Raw genomic sequence first — 15,157 nt, 5'->3', positions numbered from 1 at the left:
CCACCGGCAGGTAGGCGGGATGTTGGGCTTTTTGTTGGGTTTTGTTGAGAATTATAGGCAGTAAATCAGTAATTTATGTGGCTTCTTAATCAGTTGTTTTTCAACTCGCATTAGTCATGTATACCACTACCAGCAGCCTCACGAACCGTATCCGGTCGATCGACACCGTTCGAGGCCTGATCATCATCATCATGGCCCTCGACCATGTGCGTGACTTTTTCCATATCGCGGGCGCCACCGGCGATCCCACCGACCTCGCTACCACCACGCCCGCATTGTTCCTCACGCGCTGGATCACGCATTATTGTGCGCCTTCATTCATGATGCTGTCGGGTTTGTCGGCCTATTTGTCGGGACTGAACAAGACGGCGGCGGAGAAATCGTCTTTCCTGATCAAACGCGGTTTCTGGCTGATTTTGGTGGAAATGGTATTTATGACCTTCGCATTCACCTTCGACATTTATTACAGGACGCTATTTTTTGCCGTATTCTGGGCATTGGGCGGCGCGATGATCGTGCTGGGCATTGCCGTGCGGTTTGCCTCGCCAAAGACAATCCTGATCCTCGGACTGGCGCTGGTACTCGGGCATAACCTGCTGGATGATGTGCAGTTGCAGGAAAATTCCGTTGCCGACATTCTCCTGCGCATATTCTTTACCGGTAGGGGCACCTTCGTGCCGCGGCCGGATGGCGGCGCGATGGTGTTCCTGTACGTGATTTTCCCTTGGGCAGGCATTATGATGGCAGGCTACGGGCTGGGTATGCTGTACAACCGGAATGCAGATCCTGTGCGGCGAAAACGGCTGCTTCTGCAAACCGGAGCGCTACTGACGGTGCTTTTTGTCGTTTTAAGGTTCGTGAATGGCTACGGCGACCCTGCGCCCTGGTCGACGCAGGATACCAGCATTAAAACCTTCATGTCCTTCCTGAACGTAACCAAATACCCCCCGTCGCTGCTCTTCACGCTCATGACGCAGGGCCCGGTGCTGATCCTGCTCGCGCTCACCGAACAAACGGATAATGCATTCAGCCGCATTTGTACCGTCTATGGCCGCGTGCCGTTCTTTTTCTTCCTCGTCCATTTCTACGTGATCCACATCATGACCATGGTGATCGTGTTCCTTTCGGGCTACACGTGGGCGCAGGCGACGGCCGACGATCTTTTCTTTAAATTCCGGCCCAACGAGTTCGGGTATCCGCTCGGGCAAACTTACCTGATCTGGATACTGATCGTCGTGGCCCTTTACTGGCCGTGCAAATGGTACGGAGCGTACCGGGCCCGCAAGCGGACGTGGTGGCTGAGTTATTTGTAATGTTTTTCAAAATTTAAATACACACTTATGAAGCGATTGCTGGTGCTGCTATGCGTTTTAAGCCCCCTGATCACATTCGGACAGGCGCCGGAGGAAACCTATCCCGTCGATCCGGCTTCGGAGGAACACCCGGGCGTTCCGAAGGGCGAGGTGCTTAAATTTGCCTTTGACCAATCCAAAATATTCCCCGGCACGTGGCGCGAGTACTGGGTGTATGTGCCCGCGCAATACAGGCCCGACGTGCCTGCATGTGTGTATGTGAACCAGGACGGCATTCAGTGGAAAGCGCCGACCGTTTTCGATAATCTCATTCACCAGAAGGAAATGCCCGTTACGATAGGCGTGTTCGTAATGCATGGGCGCGTAAAGGCGGCCGATCCTGCGGCTGCCAACGACCGTTTCAACCGCAGTTTCGAATACGACGGCCTCGGCGACGCCTATGCACGTTTTATCCTCGAAGAGATTTTACCAGAAGTAGAAAAGCAAAAAACAAGCGACGGCCGCCCGATCCGCCTTTCGAAAAACGGTAACGACCGCGCGATAGGCGGTTCGAGCAGCGGGGCAGTATGCGCATTCACGGCCGCCTGGGAACGTCCCGATGCATTTACCCGCGTATTCAGCGCGATAGGCACTTATGTAGGCCTGCGCGGCGCCGACCGGTATCATACATTGGTAAGAAAGACCGAGCCGAAACCGGTCCGCATTTACATGCAGGACGGCGCCAACGACCTAAACATCTACGCCGGCGACTGGTGGATGGCCAATCAGACGATGCTGCGGGCATTGACATTCGCCGGGTACGAGGTAACCCACCAATGGGGCGAAGGCGGGCACAATGGCAAACAAGGCACGGCGCTATTTCCCGAGGCCATGCGCTACCTGTGGAAGGGATGGCCCGAAAAAGTGAAAACCGGCCAGTCGCAGAATGCATTCCTGGCGGCGCTGCTCATTGCCGGTGAAGAATGGAGAGCCGCCGCGGGGACGTTTCAATTTGATAAAAAACCAGCTGGGATATTGGCCACCATTGCCAAAACTGTGGGTGCCGCCGCGATAGCCATCACGCCGGACCAGACGTTGGCATACAGCGTGGAACCCGTTTCGCATTGGCTTTATTCATATCAAATACAGCAAAACGGAAAGTTAGCCTATAAACAACGCTTGGGCTGGCTACATGTGCCCGATACTGAAGAAAATGCCGGCGCATCGGCTATCGTGTGCGATCGTGAGGGGCGTATTTACGTGGCTACACACATGGGCGTGCAAATCCTTGATCAGACGGGACGCGTGAATGCGATCCTCCCTTCACCGAATGGGAGCATTTCGAATATAGCATTCGGTGGGACTGGGTATGATATGCTTTACGTGAGGGCCAATGGCAAAACTTACGGCAGGAAACTCAATACCCGTGGTGCCAATCCGGACGACGCCCCCATCAAGCCGGCACCGCCCAAACTATAACTTATCCGTTCAGGAAAATGGCGATGATGATCAATAAACCAGCTACGAGGCTGATCGAGCCGGCAAACGGGAAAAAATAGATAAACTCGATCGCGCCCATGGCGACGTAGCCGATGCCGATCGGCGTGAGCACGTTGCGGGCAATGTCGTGGTTGCTGTCCGAGTACCGCGCAGCGGAAAGGATCAGCGCTATCGACATACCATATACGACGAACAGGATGAGGCCATAACCTTCGAAATAATCGCCCATCGTCCGCATGACGCCCATAAACTCGAATTTCGGGCCGGTCATCTGCCGGATCACCTCCTGTTTGACGGGATCGGGGGTTTCTTTCCACGAGAAATGGCCGAAAAAATGGCCGATTAAGTGAATAAGGATACACAGCGCGGAAATGCGCAGCAGGAGTCTGGGTTTCATAAGGGGTAGCGTTTGATTTAGTTTACCATTCCATCACAATGCTTTCAAATTCCGCGAGGCGGGCGAGCGATACGTTGATCGCGCCGTCTTTCCAGGTGAAGTGCAAAGGCTTGTGATCCGTCAATGTAAATACTTTTCGCGGTTTTTTCGCCAGCGTGATCCTGAATTGCAAATCGTGTACGGGCAGTGGTTCGAAATAGGTATTCCCGCTGAAACCGGTCAGGTTGATCAGATGCAGAATCTGGCCGTCGGATGCTGTTTTGCCCGCATTTTCGGGTGTGTTTTTGGTAAACTCCTTCAATACCGTTTCGACGCGGGCGGGGGCATTTGTCTGCACGGTTTGTGCCGCCTCGGGTAGCAAATGGCCGATCACATCCAGCAAAAGGTTCTTGTGCTCCTGGTAACCGTGCATGTAGTAAATCCTGCCGAGGTTGACGGGGAACAATGCCGCTTTACTCTTCGGATGATTTTTGATACCCAATGCATAATACCCCGTGCGATCGTGGCCGCCGATGATCTCCGGCGGGCCGGGACGGCCTTTCGCCAGCACGGGCAGGAGCTTCCGGTCGGCACCGGAGAGGTCGTAAAGCCCGAGATTGAACTTCCAGAACAGCATATTTTGTCCTTTGAAACGCTTAAAAACGCTTCGGTCGTCCGGTACGAGGTAGTTGCCGGTCCCGTCGTTGTCTTTCTTCTCGATTTTCGCGCCGAAAAGCTGGTTTAATGCATCGGGATTGTCGAATAGCGTCCGGTTGGTTGCGATCAGGTGCGTGCCCTGCGCGCTGGCCTCTTGCAGCACGCGCACGGCTTCCGGTTTCAGGTAGGTGATTTCGGGCAGGATAATGAGCTTGTAACCTTTTACCTTCCCGGCAAGATGGGCAATCTGGCCATCTTCCACGATATCGAATGGGATATGTGCCTCGCGAAGCATCAGCTGAATGCCGCGATACTCCTGCATCGGCTCGCCATTAGGCCACGCGCCCGGCGCCACAACGGCGATTTTCGCCACCGACCGGTACTTGCCGAAATAGGACTCGTTTTTTTTGTGAAAACCATATACCTTCTGAAAAACCGGAAAGCTGCGCTCGTCCTCGTAGCCGCGCATGTCGCCCATCATGCTCATATCCAGTCCCGAGCCGTTCGCGATGTTTTCATACAGCCTGATCCGCGTCTCCTCCGGCTCCACGGCATTGTAGCGCGACTGAAATGAAATCTGCTGAATGCTCGCATTGCTGATAATGTGCTCCGGAAAGGAATTGACGGCATTGCCGACGTTGTCCGAGGCTGTGTAGGGCCAGTAGGGCAGGGTAGTCATGCTCTGCGATTCGTGGCGGATAATGTCTACAAACTTGTCTGAATAGGTGCAGATGGCGATCTGTTCATTCTTGGATTTGACGAGCTTATGCAGCTTTTCCGACCATTCTTCCACGGTCGCTTTTTTGAATTCCAGATATTGCTGAAAAAGTGGGTCGGCTTTGTTTTCCTCGACGGGCAGCGCCTTGCCGCCGCTGAATTCGGCGAAGCGCTTTTTGTCATAAATGTTCTGATCAATGCCGTGGTATTTGCCTTCATAAGGGTTGTTGACCTGGTAGCCGGGCATATTGAGGAAAATGCCGTCGATGGGGAAGGTGCTGATCACCTCTTCGATAATGCTGAATGCCTTTTCCTGCACGTAGGGTGCATTAATGGACACCACGTACATGTCGGTATTGATAATGCGTTCCCCTTTTGGCGAAATGTAGCACCAGTCGGGGTGGGCTTTGAAAATGCTTTCGTGGACCCGGCTGAAATCGAAGCGGACGATTACCTTGATGCCCTTTTCGTGGCATTTCCGGACGACGTCGGCCAGTACCTGGTTGTCTTTGAGGTAGGGGTTACGGTAATGGGAATCCAGTTTGGTAGGGTAAAATGCCATGATCCCGCCCGCATTGATCAGCAACGTATTTGCCGAGCAGGCCACGAGGTCGGTCACGATGGAATCGGCATTAATGGTGGCCGCTTCGTAGGCCGGGAGGTTCATCTGGATTACCCTGAGGTTATTTCTTTTCCACCACAGGTTGGTATGGTTTTGCGCGGACAGGTAAGTTGTTTGCAGGAACAGGTAAAGGAGTAAAATGCCGTTTCTCATGCCGGGAATGATGTTTGGTGCAAAAGAGAAATAGCATTGTGCATCTACTTGACGTGCACGGATTGATTTTTTTATGCGTATCTATCAGTAAAAAGGATCATTTAACGGGAAGTGCATTGCATAAGGGAAAAATTTACATACTCATTCTGCTGATCGCCGCCTGTGCCACGGGTGTGCGTGCGCAGAACGGCTGGTTCAAACGATTTGTACAAAAAACAATTTCCGATACGACGGGCGAAGGAAAATCCAGCTTCCGCGTGTACCCCACGCTGGGCTACGCGCCCGAAACGAGCGTCGAGTTCGGACTTTCGTCGCTGCTGTTGTTCCAGGCCAAAGGTGACACGCTCAACCGCCTCAGCGAGGTGGCCGCATTCACCTTCGTGACCCTCGAAGGCCAGTACGGCATCTGGCTCGACAATGCCATTTACGGTGATAAGGATAAGTGGTTTTTCCTCGGCAGGACGCGCTTTCAGCGTTTTCCGCTATTGTATTACGGCATCGGCCACAGCACCCCCGACAAGGAGCCTGCACTCGTCGACGCGAATTACCTGCTTTTTAAACAAAGGGTCCTGCGGAGGATCAGACCCAATTTCTTCTTCGGCCCGGAAATCGATTACCAGCAGTTGTACAATGCGGATTTCAAACAACCCGAGGGCCACCGGTACGACGAGCCGCTAGGCAGCGATGGCACCCGCAATATCGGCCTCGGGGCTGCATTAGTGTATGATAACAGGCATAACGTACTCAATGTCCGGAAAGGATTTTTCGGCGAACTGGCATTTCTGAAATACAACCAGTCGGTCGGCAGTCACCACAATTTCCAGGGGTTTAATCTCGACATCCGCAGTTCGCACCCGCTGACGAAACGAAACGTGCTCGCCTGGCAGGTGTACGGCAATTTTTTTACCGGCGATGTTCCATTCAATCAAATGGCGCTGATGGGCGGAGAAATGATCATGCGCGGCTACTACTACGGCCGTTACCGCGACAAGAACATGCTCGCGACGCAAGTAGAGCACCGCTGGCTGCCGTTCTCATTCAGCAAGCGGTTCGGCGGGGCGGTTTTCGCGGGTGCGGCGGTGGTCGGCCGAACGATAGGCTCGCTGACGCCGGCACGCGCGAGGCTGTCGGGCGGCGTGGGGCTGCGGTACTTGTTATTTCCCAAAAAAGATATTTTTCTGCGGCTGGACGTCGGTTTTACCAAAGAAGGGCCGGGATTCTACCTTTTTACCGGCGAGGCATTCTAATCGCGGTGCTTGTAGCCGAATGCGACGAAGAAGAGCAGCAGCCCTACCAGTCCGAGCGCCCAGGATAGCGACGTCATTTCAGCGATCACGCCGATCAATGCAGGCCCTGCCAGCTGTCCCGAATAACCGAGAATAGTTACGGCCGACAATGCGATGGACGGCGGGACGTTGGGAATGCGCCCGGCGGCGGTAAAGAAGATCGGCACGACGTTCGCCGCACCAAGTCCTACCATGATGAAACCGGCCAATGCGGCAATGGACGATGGGATGAGTACCGCGACGAGGAAGCCGGTACCTGCCAGCAATGTGCCGTAAAGCACCACTTTGGCGGGACCCAGGCGGTGAATAAGCCCGTCGCCCGTGAGGCGCATGATGGCCATCGCCACGGAGAATGCGGCATAGCCCAGCCCCGAAAACGAAGGATCGAACCCGCGCGAAAATTGCAGGAAAACAGCGCTCCAATCCAGCAATGAGCCTTCTGCCAGGAAGAGGATGAAGCACATGATACCGAGCAATATCACCGGTCCCTTGGGCAGTACAAAGCTGGTACTGTCCATTTTGGCCTCTTCGGAATGCGGGAGCAGGTACCGCGACTGCGTTACCGTGATGAAAACGAGCAATGCGGAAATGGCGATCGCGGCGTATGTCGGCGACAGCCCCGCTTTGATCAGGAACCCCAGCCCGATGGAGCCAATGAGCCCGCCGACGCTGAACATGCCGTGAAACGACGACATAATGTGGCTGCCGTAACGCTCCTGCACGACCACGGCCTGGGCATTCATGGACACGTCAATGGACCCGATACCCGCGCCGAAAACGAAAAGCGCGGCCGCCAGCTCATAGGCAGTGCCCGCCAGTAATAGCAATGGAAGTAATGAAGCAATCACAAGCGCCGAAACAATGGCGACGGTGCGGCTGCCGTATTTGTTGATCAGCAGGCCGGTAAGGGGCATGGTCAGAATCGCGCCGGCGCCCAATGCGAGCAGTACCACGCCGAGATCGGCTTCGTTGAGTCCGAGTTTGATTTTGGCAAATGGCACCATCGGCGCCCAGCTCGACAGCCCGATTCCGCAGACCAGAAATATCAACAGCGTGGCCCTTCTCGCGGCACTGATTCTCACTTTTTCTTCCATGATTCCCATTAGATTGCGTGCAAAGTAATGCAATATTTTTATAAAAACTGCAAAATATTGCAAATTGTTGCTGCATGATCTTGCAGCTTGCTTTTTGCATTATACCAAAAAGAAGGCCAGGTTTTTCGACCTGGCCCCTTCAAAGATCCATCAGATATTTTTCTTTTTCGATTCTTTCACCGCGAAGTCCACTGCTCGTGCCGTGAGCGCCATGTAGGTGAGCGACGGGTTTACGCACGACGCCGAGGTCATACAAGCACCATCGGTCACGAATACGTTTTTCACCGCGTGGAGCTGGTTGTTGCCGTTCACCACCGACGTTTTCGGATCGCGGCCCATGCGTGCGGTACCCATTTCGTGGATCGCCATACCCAGGTAGGAGCCGTTGTCGTACGTACGGACGTTTTTCACACCCGATCGTTCGAGCATTTCGGCGGCGTCGTTCATCATGTCCTTGCGCATTTTCTTCTCGTTTTCGCGAAGGTCCGCATCGAACACGACGGCCGGGATACCAAATTTGTCCTTTTTGTCCTTGTTGAGGTACATCCGGTTTTCGTGGTACGGCAATGTCTCGCCGAAGCCGCCGAAACCCATCGTCCAGTTGCCCGGCGTGGTAAGTTCGTCTTTGAAATCGGCACCGAATGCGAGTTCGGCCACGTTGCGCTGCCATCCCTGGCGACCGCCGCCGCCCTGGTAGCCGAATCCGCGCAGGTAATCGCGCTTGTCGTTGCCTACGTTGCGGTAACGGGGTACATATATACCATTGGCGCGACGGCCGAAGTAGTATTTATCGAGGTCGCCCTCCCAGGTACCGCTTGCGCCCGTGCGGAAGTGGTGGTCCATGAGGTTATGGCCGAGTTCGCCGGAGTCGTTGCCGAGCCCGTTCGGGAAGCGGTCGGAGGTGGAATTAAGGAGCAAGGCGGTGGTAGCCAATGCGCTCGCGCACACGAAGATGATGTTGGCAAAGAACTCGCGTTCCTGCAAGGTAACGGTGTCCACCACGCGCACGCCCGTAGCGCGGCCGCCTGCTTTTTTGCCGTCATAAATGATTTCGCGCACCACCGAGTCGGGGCGGAGCGTGAGGCGGCCGGTCTTCATCGCCGGCGGCAATGTGGACGACTGGGTGCTGAAATACGCACCGTATGGACAGCCATAAGAGCAGCGGTTGCGGTATTGGCAAGGTCCGCGGCCTCCGTCGAGCTGGATTTTGGTCGGCTGCGAAAGGTTAGCTACCCGCCCGATCGTCATGACACGGCCGGGAAATTCTTTTTCAAGACGTTTACGCACTTCTTTTTCGACGTGGTACATATCCATCGGCGCGATGAAGTCGCTGTCCGGCAACTGCGGCAGGCCGAGTTTCTCGCCGGAAATGCCCACGTGTTTTTCCACATAGGAATACCAGGGTGCCACATCCTTATAGCGGATCGGCCAGTCCACCGCAATGCCGTCTTTCAGGTTAGCCTCAAAATCGAGGTCGCTCCACCGGTACGACTGCCGTCCCCACATGATGGATTTCCCCCCCACGATATTTGGGCGGAACCAGTCGAAGCGTTTCTTTTCTTCGTAGGGCTGGTCCATGTCGTTCATCCAGTACTTCTCCGTCATTTCGTTGTACGGATAGTCGCGCGATAGGAATGGGTGTGTTTCCTTTTGTTTGACCGTCAGACGGCCATTGTATTGTGTCTCCCAGGGAGCTTTCAATGCATTTTCATAGCCTGTGACGTGTTCCAGGTTCTTGCCCTTTTCGAGCATGAGCACTTTCAGGCCTTTTTCGGTTAGTTCTTTCGCCGCCCAGCCGCCGGAAACGCCGGAGCCAATGATGATGGCATCGTACGTGATGTCTTTTTTTGCGTCAATATTCAGATTCGCCATTTTCTGTTAGAGTTTAGAATGGTCAGGAGGTAGTCAGGATGCCATGCATTGCCTGCTTCCTGTTAAATGTTTCCGGATTAAAGTGCCCAGCTTTTTTGTCCTTTGGGCATCGGCCAGCTTCCTTCGAACCGGCCTGGGATCGGGAGGTAATCAAGTGCCTGCGTGGCGCCGATCTCGGAGGTGAAGTAGCCGGTAACGGTCAGTCCTTTCATTTGAAGAAAGAAAGGTTTGTCGGAAACGGTGGTCTTTTTGATAATATCGTTTTTCTGGGAGGCGTCCAGGGCGGTGAAGTCCTTGGAGTACGTTTCCTTGGCCAATGCATCCACTTTGGCCAGCCCGTCATAAAACTTTTTCTGCTCTTCGGCCGGGTAGCAGTCGCGCATCACGCGTACGATAAATTTCTCGGCACCGGCGGCTTTCGCGCCCGGTGTGCCGGTGGTCGGGATGATCACATCCGCAACTTCCGCGAGCAGTGCCTCCTGCTGGTCGGAGACGTCGAGGGAAGGGCCGAAATTCAGGCGTTCGCCATTAATGCCGGCCATGAGCGGGGCCGAAATGGCGCCGCCGAGCAGGAAGGTTATTCTTTGAACAGCTTCTCTACGGTTCATGGTTAGGTTATTAAGTCAGGAAATTCAAATAGCTATAAAATATCTTTTAAAGATAATAAGATTGCTAATTCCGGCATCATTAGGCCCCATTTTTCCCGAAGGTTCAGCCACATTCACCATTAGTTCAACGGATTTCCTTTGATACAGCCTCGTCAATGATATTTGTTCATGATTGTGGATCTGAGGCCGATTGCCAGTCATCGCTCGATGTTGGAAGGCCAGGGGGAAATAATAGAGGAACGTTGAGTAAATAATACAGATATCTTCCCTGAATTTCAGGGAAGATATTTTTTTAGAGAGGAACACAAATTGCCGCTGACTTTTTTTCCAATGCATAATTAACCTGACTAAACGAATGTCCCTGAAAGCCGGCCAGCGGATAACTGGCGGATTCCCGGCCAGGTGATCGGGGCAGGAGGCCGGAGCTATCCGGCCTTTTTTTGTTTACCTCCACGAAACGGGGCGCATTTCCAGGTTTGATGTTTGTGAATTTTATCCTTAATTCGGCTTGTTCGGACGGTCGCTTTCGGCGGGCGCGTCTTTTTTTACTCATTTTAAACAGGCTGTTCAAATGGAATACAGACAACTCGGGGGATCGGGCCTGAAAGTCCCTGTGCTTAGCTTCGGTACCGGCACCTTCGGCGGTACGGGCGATTTCTTCAAAGCGTGGGGCAACACCCAGGTCGACGAGGCCAAAACGCTTGTCGGGCTGTGCATGGATGCGGGACTCAATTTCTTCGATACCGCCAATGTATATTCGCAGGGCTTGTCCGAGGAAATTCTCGGCAAAGCGGTGATCGGGCTGCGCGACAGGATCATTCTTTCCACCAAAGCTACGTTCAGAATGGGCGATAAGCCCAACCAATCGGGTTCGGGCCGTTTTCACCTGATCAAAGCTTGTGAGGACAGTCTGCGTCGCCTGCAAACCGACTACATCGACATTTACCATATGCACGGCTTCGACGGGACCACGCCGGTAGAGGAAACGCTCAGTGCATTGAACGACCTGATCCGCGACGGAAAAGTGCGTTACATCGCCTGCTCCAACTTTTCGGGCTGGCATCTGATGAAATCGCTCTCGGTGTCGGAGCGGTACGGATGGGCCAGATACATTGCGCATCAGGCGCATTACTCGCTGCTTAGCCGCGAGCTGGAATGGGAACTGATGCCGCTCGGGCTGGACCAGAAGGTGGGGACGATCGTGTGGAGCCCGCTTTCTGCCGGTCGCCTCGGTGGTAAGTACCGACGCAACCAGCCGCTTCCGCCGGATAGCCGCATTGCGCAGGGAGGCGGTGAAGGGCCCGCGATCCCGGAAGAGTTTTTCTTCAACCTGATCGACGTGCTCGACCAGGTAGCGGCCGAAACGGGCAAGACCGTGGCACAAGTGGCGCTGAACTGGCTTCTGCAGCGGCCCACAGTAAGCAATATCGTAATAGGTGCGCGGAACGAAGAGCAATTGAAGCAAAACCTGGGCGCCGTAGGCTGGAACCTTACGCTAGAGCAGGTAAAACGCCTCGACGAAGCGAGCGAGAAATCGCCGGTTTACCCTTACTGGCATCAGCGCAAAAACACGGCGCTGAATCCTCTTCCCGACTTTTACGGGCCGCTTTCAAAAAAATCATAATATGCAAACCGGAGGCCGGGTAGATCGTCACCTGGCCTCCGGAATGTAAAGGCCGTGCTGCATGGCGTACACAATGAGGTCGGTGGTGCGGCGTACTTTTAGTTTGTCCATCACGCTGCGATGATAGTATTGTACGGTGTGTGCGCTCAGTTTCAGCTCGTAAGCAATCTCCTTGATCGTATTTCCCCCGCACACCTTTTGGAGCACTTCTTTTTCGCGCGGTGAGAGGTGCATGACTACTTCTTCTTCTGTAAATACGCTGTTGATCAGGCTGTCGCGGATATCTTTGCCGATATACTGCTTTCCCGACCTAACCTGAAAGATCGATTCCTTGAACTCATCGAACAAGGTGGACTTGGACAGGAAGGAGTTTGCGCCGCGACGGATGGTGTGTTTGATCGTCTGCACGTCTGTTATATTCGACAGCACGATCACCTTCATGTCCCTGGGCAGGGTAGAACGGCAGATGTCGAGCAGTTCCAGGCCGTTGAGCCCGTTCAATGCCAGATCCATGACGAGTATGTCGGGCGGCGCGGTGCTGCGTACATTCAGGAATTCTTTACCATCCGTATAAGTATCCACTTCTTTGACTTCCGGCAAAAGCAATAACAGGTTTTGCAGGGCGTCGGCTAGCAGGAGATGTTCGTCTACTAAAACTATATTCATAGAATAACTTTTAAATTGCACGACCTAGTTCTACTTCCATATTTTGTACAATTACGTCATTTGGCCTATTATAGAATACCGTGTTGGAACGGGAAGCGGTCACTGCTCTCTACAAAGAACTAGTCGCAATACGATAAATACTCAAATTGAGGCGAATGTAACCACTAAACGCGTGCCAGCAATTATTTTCCGGTATTTCTATCGTGTCAATTTACAATTATTACGTGGATAAAATTAATTTGAATACCCTAATTTTTGGGGGGTGGAATCATAGTAAAAATATAGGGGTTTATTTTGATCCATTTATAGATACATTTGCAAATAAGTACTATCTAGTTTGAGTAATATAGTATAACTAAGTTGACGTGCTTACATTTCAACCCACTTTCTTAAAGTCATCAACTATAAACCAATTGAAACAGTAGGATTACGCATGACATTTACTCATCTCTCTTAACCGGTCATCCGGTTTTTCGTTAGACGACACCTTCACGAGAAAGGACATTGATCGCGGCAGCGTATATACACGAGCGGACGCGTTTAATGGGCACCACATCAGGATTCTGCATACTGCCGGACACACCGGGAGATGGAATTGATCTGCTCTAACGGCTTGATTGTCTTGTATTTATGTTCCTTTATTCCACATAACGGTTTATTTCTATTCTAAAATTTCTATCACTATGAAAAGTTCTATCGGCTATTTGACAAAAAAAGTGGTTTGCCGTAAGTTCGGCGGTTTTGTGTCCGCCGCGCTGCTTTCTGCCTTTGCATTTAATGCGCAGGCCCAAACCTATGTAGCAACCACTACAACTACCGTGAATTCGGAAGCACTTGCCCCCGCTTCGGTAACCGGCAAAGACAATGCGGTAGGTGCGCCAAACAACACTTTTGCAACGATTACGGCATCGGGTCTGACGGTTAATCTCGGACTCGGAACAGTTAGCATAGCCAGTGACGCGGCATTGACAATGAACATGAGCGCCACCATTCCAGCCGGCAAAACGACTTATGTTCGCATTACGGAAATTACGTCAACGGGTATTGTTCTGAATTTGAACGACCTGCTGCAACTCCTGGGACTTTTCCAGAATAGTACCATCGCAGTAACTTCAAATGGCGGTGTAACTACCAGTCAACTCGTACGTGACGGTGCGGGCAACCTTTATATCGCCGTAAAACCTACCACTGCGTATTCGCAAATCACAGTTAAACTGGATTACAGTAAAACGCCGCTGGGAGCCTCTATCGGAAGCATTACTTTTGGGGTGGAACACGCTGCCAACTTCGAAAATCAGGTATTTACGCCATGCCAAGCTCCCACATTGGCATTTACCGGCGTGAGCCCGGATGCAACCGGTATTTCGGTGAACCTTTCACAATCGTTGCAGGAGCCTAACAAGGCGATCGACGGCAATGTGAATGCGGATAATTTCTCGCTGTTGCAAAATGGCGCGATCACTGCTGCGTCGACGGTTTCACAAACCATCTATCTGGACAAGCCGGCACCGGCAACCAACGAAGTTTTCGCCATCGTTTCGAAACCTGCCGCACTCGCCAATCTTGCCGTGCTGGACAACGTAACGATCCAGGCCTATTCCGGAACGACTGCCGTAGGTTCACCCCAGTCTGTTAGAAACCTGCTTTTGAGCCTCGATCTGCTGACATTGTTCGGAGATAACGGCCTTGCCAAAATCAAATTCGTACCCGGCGGCGCAGGCCAGTTCGACCGCATTGTAGTAAGATCGGCGACCATTTTGAATGCGAACCTGTTTACCGGTATCCGTATCCACGAAATTGGTACACGTCCGCCGGTGGCATTTACGGGCGGAACGGTAACGCCAGGCCGTGTGGGCGATGCGATCAGCTCTAACCTTTTCGGTGCACAGACAGGCGGTACAGGCAGTTTCAGCATCCAATGCGGTGTGCCAGGTGACTATACTTATGCATTGTACCAGGTGTCTGCGCCAGGCGGCCGCACATTGGCAGGCACATTACCAAGCTCCATCACCCTGAATCCCAACGGCACGTTCTCAGGAACACCAGCTACGGGCCAGAACGGTACCTATACTTTCGACGTACAGGCAACCAACGCATTCGGACAGACTGCCATAGCGCCATTTACGCTCGTGATCGAAAACGCGCTTCCTGTTACGCTTGTGAGCTTTAAGGCAATGGCCGAAGGCAAAACAGCCGCATTGTCGTGGTCTACCGCTGAGGAAACAAACAGTGACCGTTTCGACATCGAGCGCAGCCAGAATGGTAAAAACTGGACAAAAATCGGTTCGCTGGCGTCGCACAAGGAGAGCCGCGTGATGCAGTACTATTCTTTTGTGGATGCCGCGCCGTTGAATGGTGAAAATCTCTACCGCTTGAAAATGGTTGACCTCGACGAAACATTCTCTTACAGCCGCATCGAAAACCTGAACTTCAAAGGCAGCTCGCTGGTTTATCCAAACCCGGTTGGCGCTTCTGAAAAACTGACGGTGAACGTCGGCGATTGGAGCAAAGTAAAAGCCGTGAAAGTCGTGAGCGCCGCGGGCAAAGTGGTGTTTGAAGCTTCCAATGCATTGCTTTCGGGCATCAGCGCACGCAACCTCGCAGCAGGCGCGTACGTGATCCAGGTAACGCATACCGATGGCACTGTCACTTCGCAACGATTTGTAAGACAGTAGGGTCCTGTCCACACG

The 15,157-nt window shown here is 53.0% G+C and carries 11 protein-coding genes; 5 read left to right on the top strand and 6 right to left on the bottom strand.

Features of this window, described 5'->3' with window-relative positions; translation table 11 throughout:
* Positions 1-116: 116 nt before the first annotated feature.
* Both H144_RS0122550 and H144_RS0122545 read left to right on the top strand, forming a co-directional pair.
* Entirely contained in the window at positions 117-1,313 is a 1,197-nt protein-coding gene (locus H144_RS0122550) for an acetyltransferase domain-containing protein (protein WP_019944382.1), read from the top strand.
* Positions 1,314-1,340: 27 nt separating this feature from the next.
* Positions 1,341-2,771, top strand: coding sequence for an alpha/beta hydrolase-fold protein (locus tag H144_RS0122545; protein WP_019944381.1), 1,431 nt, complete (start codon positions 1,341-1,343; stop codon positions 2,769-2,771).
* Between the two features lies 1 nt (position 2,772).
* Here H144_RS0122545 and H144_RS0122540 read toward each other — a convergent pair whose 3' ends face one another.
* Both H144_RS0122540 and H144_RS0122535 read right to left on the bottom strand, forming a co-directional pair.
* Positions 2,773-3,189, bottom strand: coding sequence for an LIC_13387 family protein (locus H144_RS0122540; protein ID WP_019944380.1), 417 nt, complete (start codon positions 3,187-3,189; stop codon positions 2,773-2,775).
* A 22-nt stretch (positions 3,190-3,211) separates the two neighbouring features.
* Entirely contained in the window at positions 3,212-5,317 is a 2,106-nt protein-coding gene (locus tag H144_RS0122535; RefSeq protein ID WP_019944379.1) for an alpha-amylase family protein, read from the bottom strand.
* Positions 5,318-5,433: 116 nt separating this feature from the next.
* On the opposite strand from H144_RS0122535, the gene H144_RS0122530 reads away from it, so the two are divergent.
* Positions 5,434-6,564 (top strand): BamA/TamA family outer membrane protein, encoded by a 1,131-nt coding sequence (locus H144_RS0122530; protein ID WP_019944378.1) that lies wholly within the window; start codon positions 5,434-5,436, stop codon positions 6,562-6,564.
* On the opposite strand, the gene H144_RS0122525 is transcribed toward H144_RS0122530, so the two are convergent.
* The 3 genes from H144_RS0122525 to H144_RS0122515 form a co-directional block, all read right to left on the bottom strand.
* Positions 6,561-7,697: an MFS transporter gene (locus H144_RS0122525; protein WP_033403188.1), complete on the bottom strand. Its 1,137-nt coding sequence runs from the start codon at positions 7,695-7,697 to the stop codon at positions 6,561-6,563. The genes H144_RS0122530 and H144_RS0122525 overlap by 4 nt on opposite strands.
* A gap of 150 nt (positions 7,698-7,847) precedes the next feature.
* Positions 7,848-9,569 (bottom strand): GMC oxidoreductase, encoded by a 1,722-nt coding sequence (locus H144_RS0122520; protein ID WP_019944376.1) that lies wholly within the window; start codon positions 9,567-9,569, stop codon positions 7,848-7,850.
* 77 nt (positions 9,570-9,646) lie between these two features.
* Positions 9,647-10,177 (bottom strand): gluconate 2-dehydrogenase subunit 3 family protein, encoded by a 531-nt coding sequence (locus H144_RS0122515; protein ID WP_019944375.1) that lies wholly within the window; start codon positions 10,175-10,177, stop codon positions 9,647-9,649.
* 571 nt (positions 10,178-10,748) lie between these two features.
* Here H144_RS0122515 and H144_RS0122505 point away from each other — a divergent pair.
* Entirely contained in the window at positions 10,749-11,801 is a 1,053-nt protein-coding gene (locus H144_RS0122505; RefSeq protein WP_019944373.1) for an aldo/keto reductase, read from the top strand.
* A gap of 27 nt (positions 11,802-11,828) precedes the next feature.
* Here the strand turns inward: H144_RS0122505 and H144_RS0122500 are convergent, their stop codons facing one another.
* A complete protein-coding gene (locus tag H144_RS0122500) occupies positions 11,829-12,467 on the bottom strand; it encodes a response regulator transcription factor (RefSeq protein WP_019944372.1) in 639 nt (212 codons plus the stop codon).
* A gap of 683 nt (positions 12,468-13,150) precedes the next feature.
* Between H144_RS0122500 and H144_RS0122495 the strand changes: the two genes are divergently transcribed.
* Positions 13,151-15,142, top strand: coding sequence for a T9SS type A sorting domain-containing protein (locus tag H144_RS0122495; RefSeq protein ID WP_019944371.1), 1,992 nt, complete (start codon positions 13,151-13,153; stop codon positions 15,140-15,142).
* Positions 15,143-15,157: the final 15 nt, after the last annotated feature.

This window comes from Dyadobacter beijingensis DSM 21582, assembly GCF_000382205.1.
GTDB lineage: Bacteria > Bacteroidota > Bacteroidia > Cytophagales > Spirosomataceae > Dyadobacter > Dyadobacter beijingensis.
The sequence above is the reverse complement of the archived record's forward strand: the minus strand, read 5'-3'. Positions and strand labels throughout refer to the sequence as shown.

Bases quoted from the DNA above. Each gene is read 5' to 3' on its own strand.
- H144_RS0122550 (WP_019944382.1), top strand. From the start codon at position 117: ATGTATACCACTACCAGCAGCCTCACGAACCGTATCCGGTCGATCGAC.
- H144_RS0122545 (WP_019944381.1), top strand. From the start codon at position 1,341: ATGAAGCGATTGCTGGTGCTGCTATGCGTTTTAAGCCCCCTGATCACA.
- H144_RS0122540 (WP_019944380.1), bottom strand. From the start codon at position 3,189: ATGAAACCCAGACTCCTGCTGCGCATTTCCGCGCTGTGTATCCTTATT.
- H144_RS0122535 (WP_019944379.1), bottom strand. From the start codon at position 5,317: ATGAGAAACGGCATTTTACTCCTTTACCTGTTCCTGCAAACAACTTAC.
- H144_RS0122525 (WP_033403188.1), bottom strand. From the start codon at position 7,697: ATGGAAGAAAAAGTGAGAATCAGTGCCGCGAGAAGGGCCACGCTGTTG.
- H144_RS0122520 (WP_019944376.1), bottom strand. From the start codon at position 9,569: ATGGCGAATCTGAATATTGACGCAAAAAAAGACATCACGTACGATGCC.
- H144_RS0122515 (WP_019944375.1), bottom strand. From the start codon at position 10,177: ATGAACCGTAGAGAAGCTGTTCAAAGAATAACCTTCCTGCTCGGCGGC.
- H144_RS0122505 (WP_019944373.1), top strand. From the start codon at position 10,749: ATGGAATACAGACAACTCGGGGGATCGGGCCTGAAAGTCCCTGTGCTT.
- H144_RS0122500 (WP_019944372.1), bottom strand. From the start codon at position 12,467: ATGAATATAGTTTTAGTAGACGAACATCTCCTGCTAGCCGACGCCCTG.
- H144_RS0122495 (WP_019944371.1), top strand. From the start codon at position 13,151: ATGAAAAGTTCTATCGGCTATTTGACAAAAAAAGTGGTTTGCCGTAAG.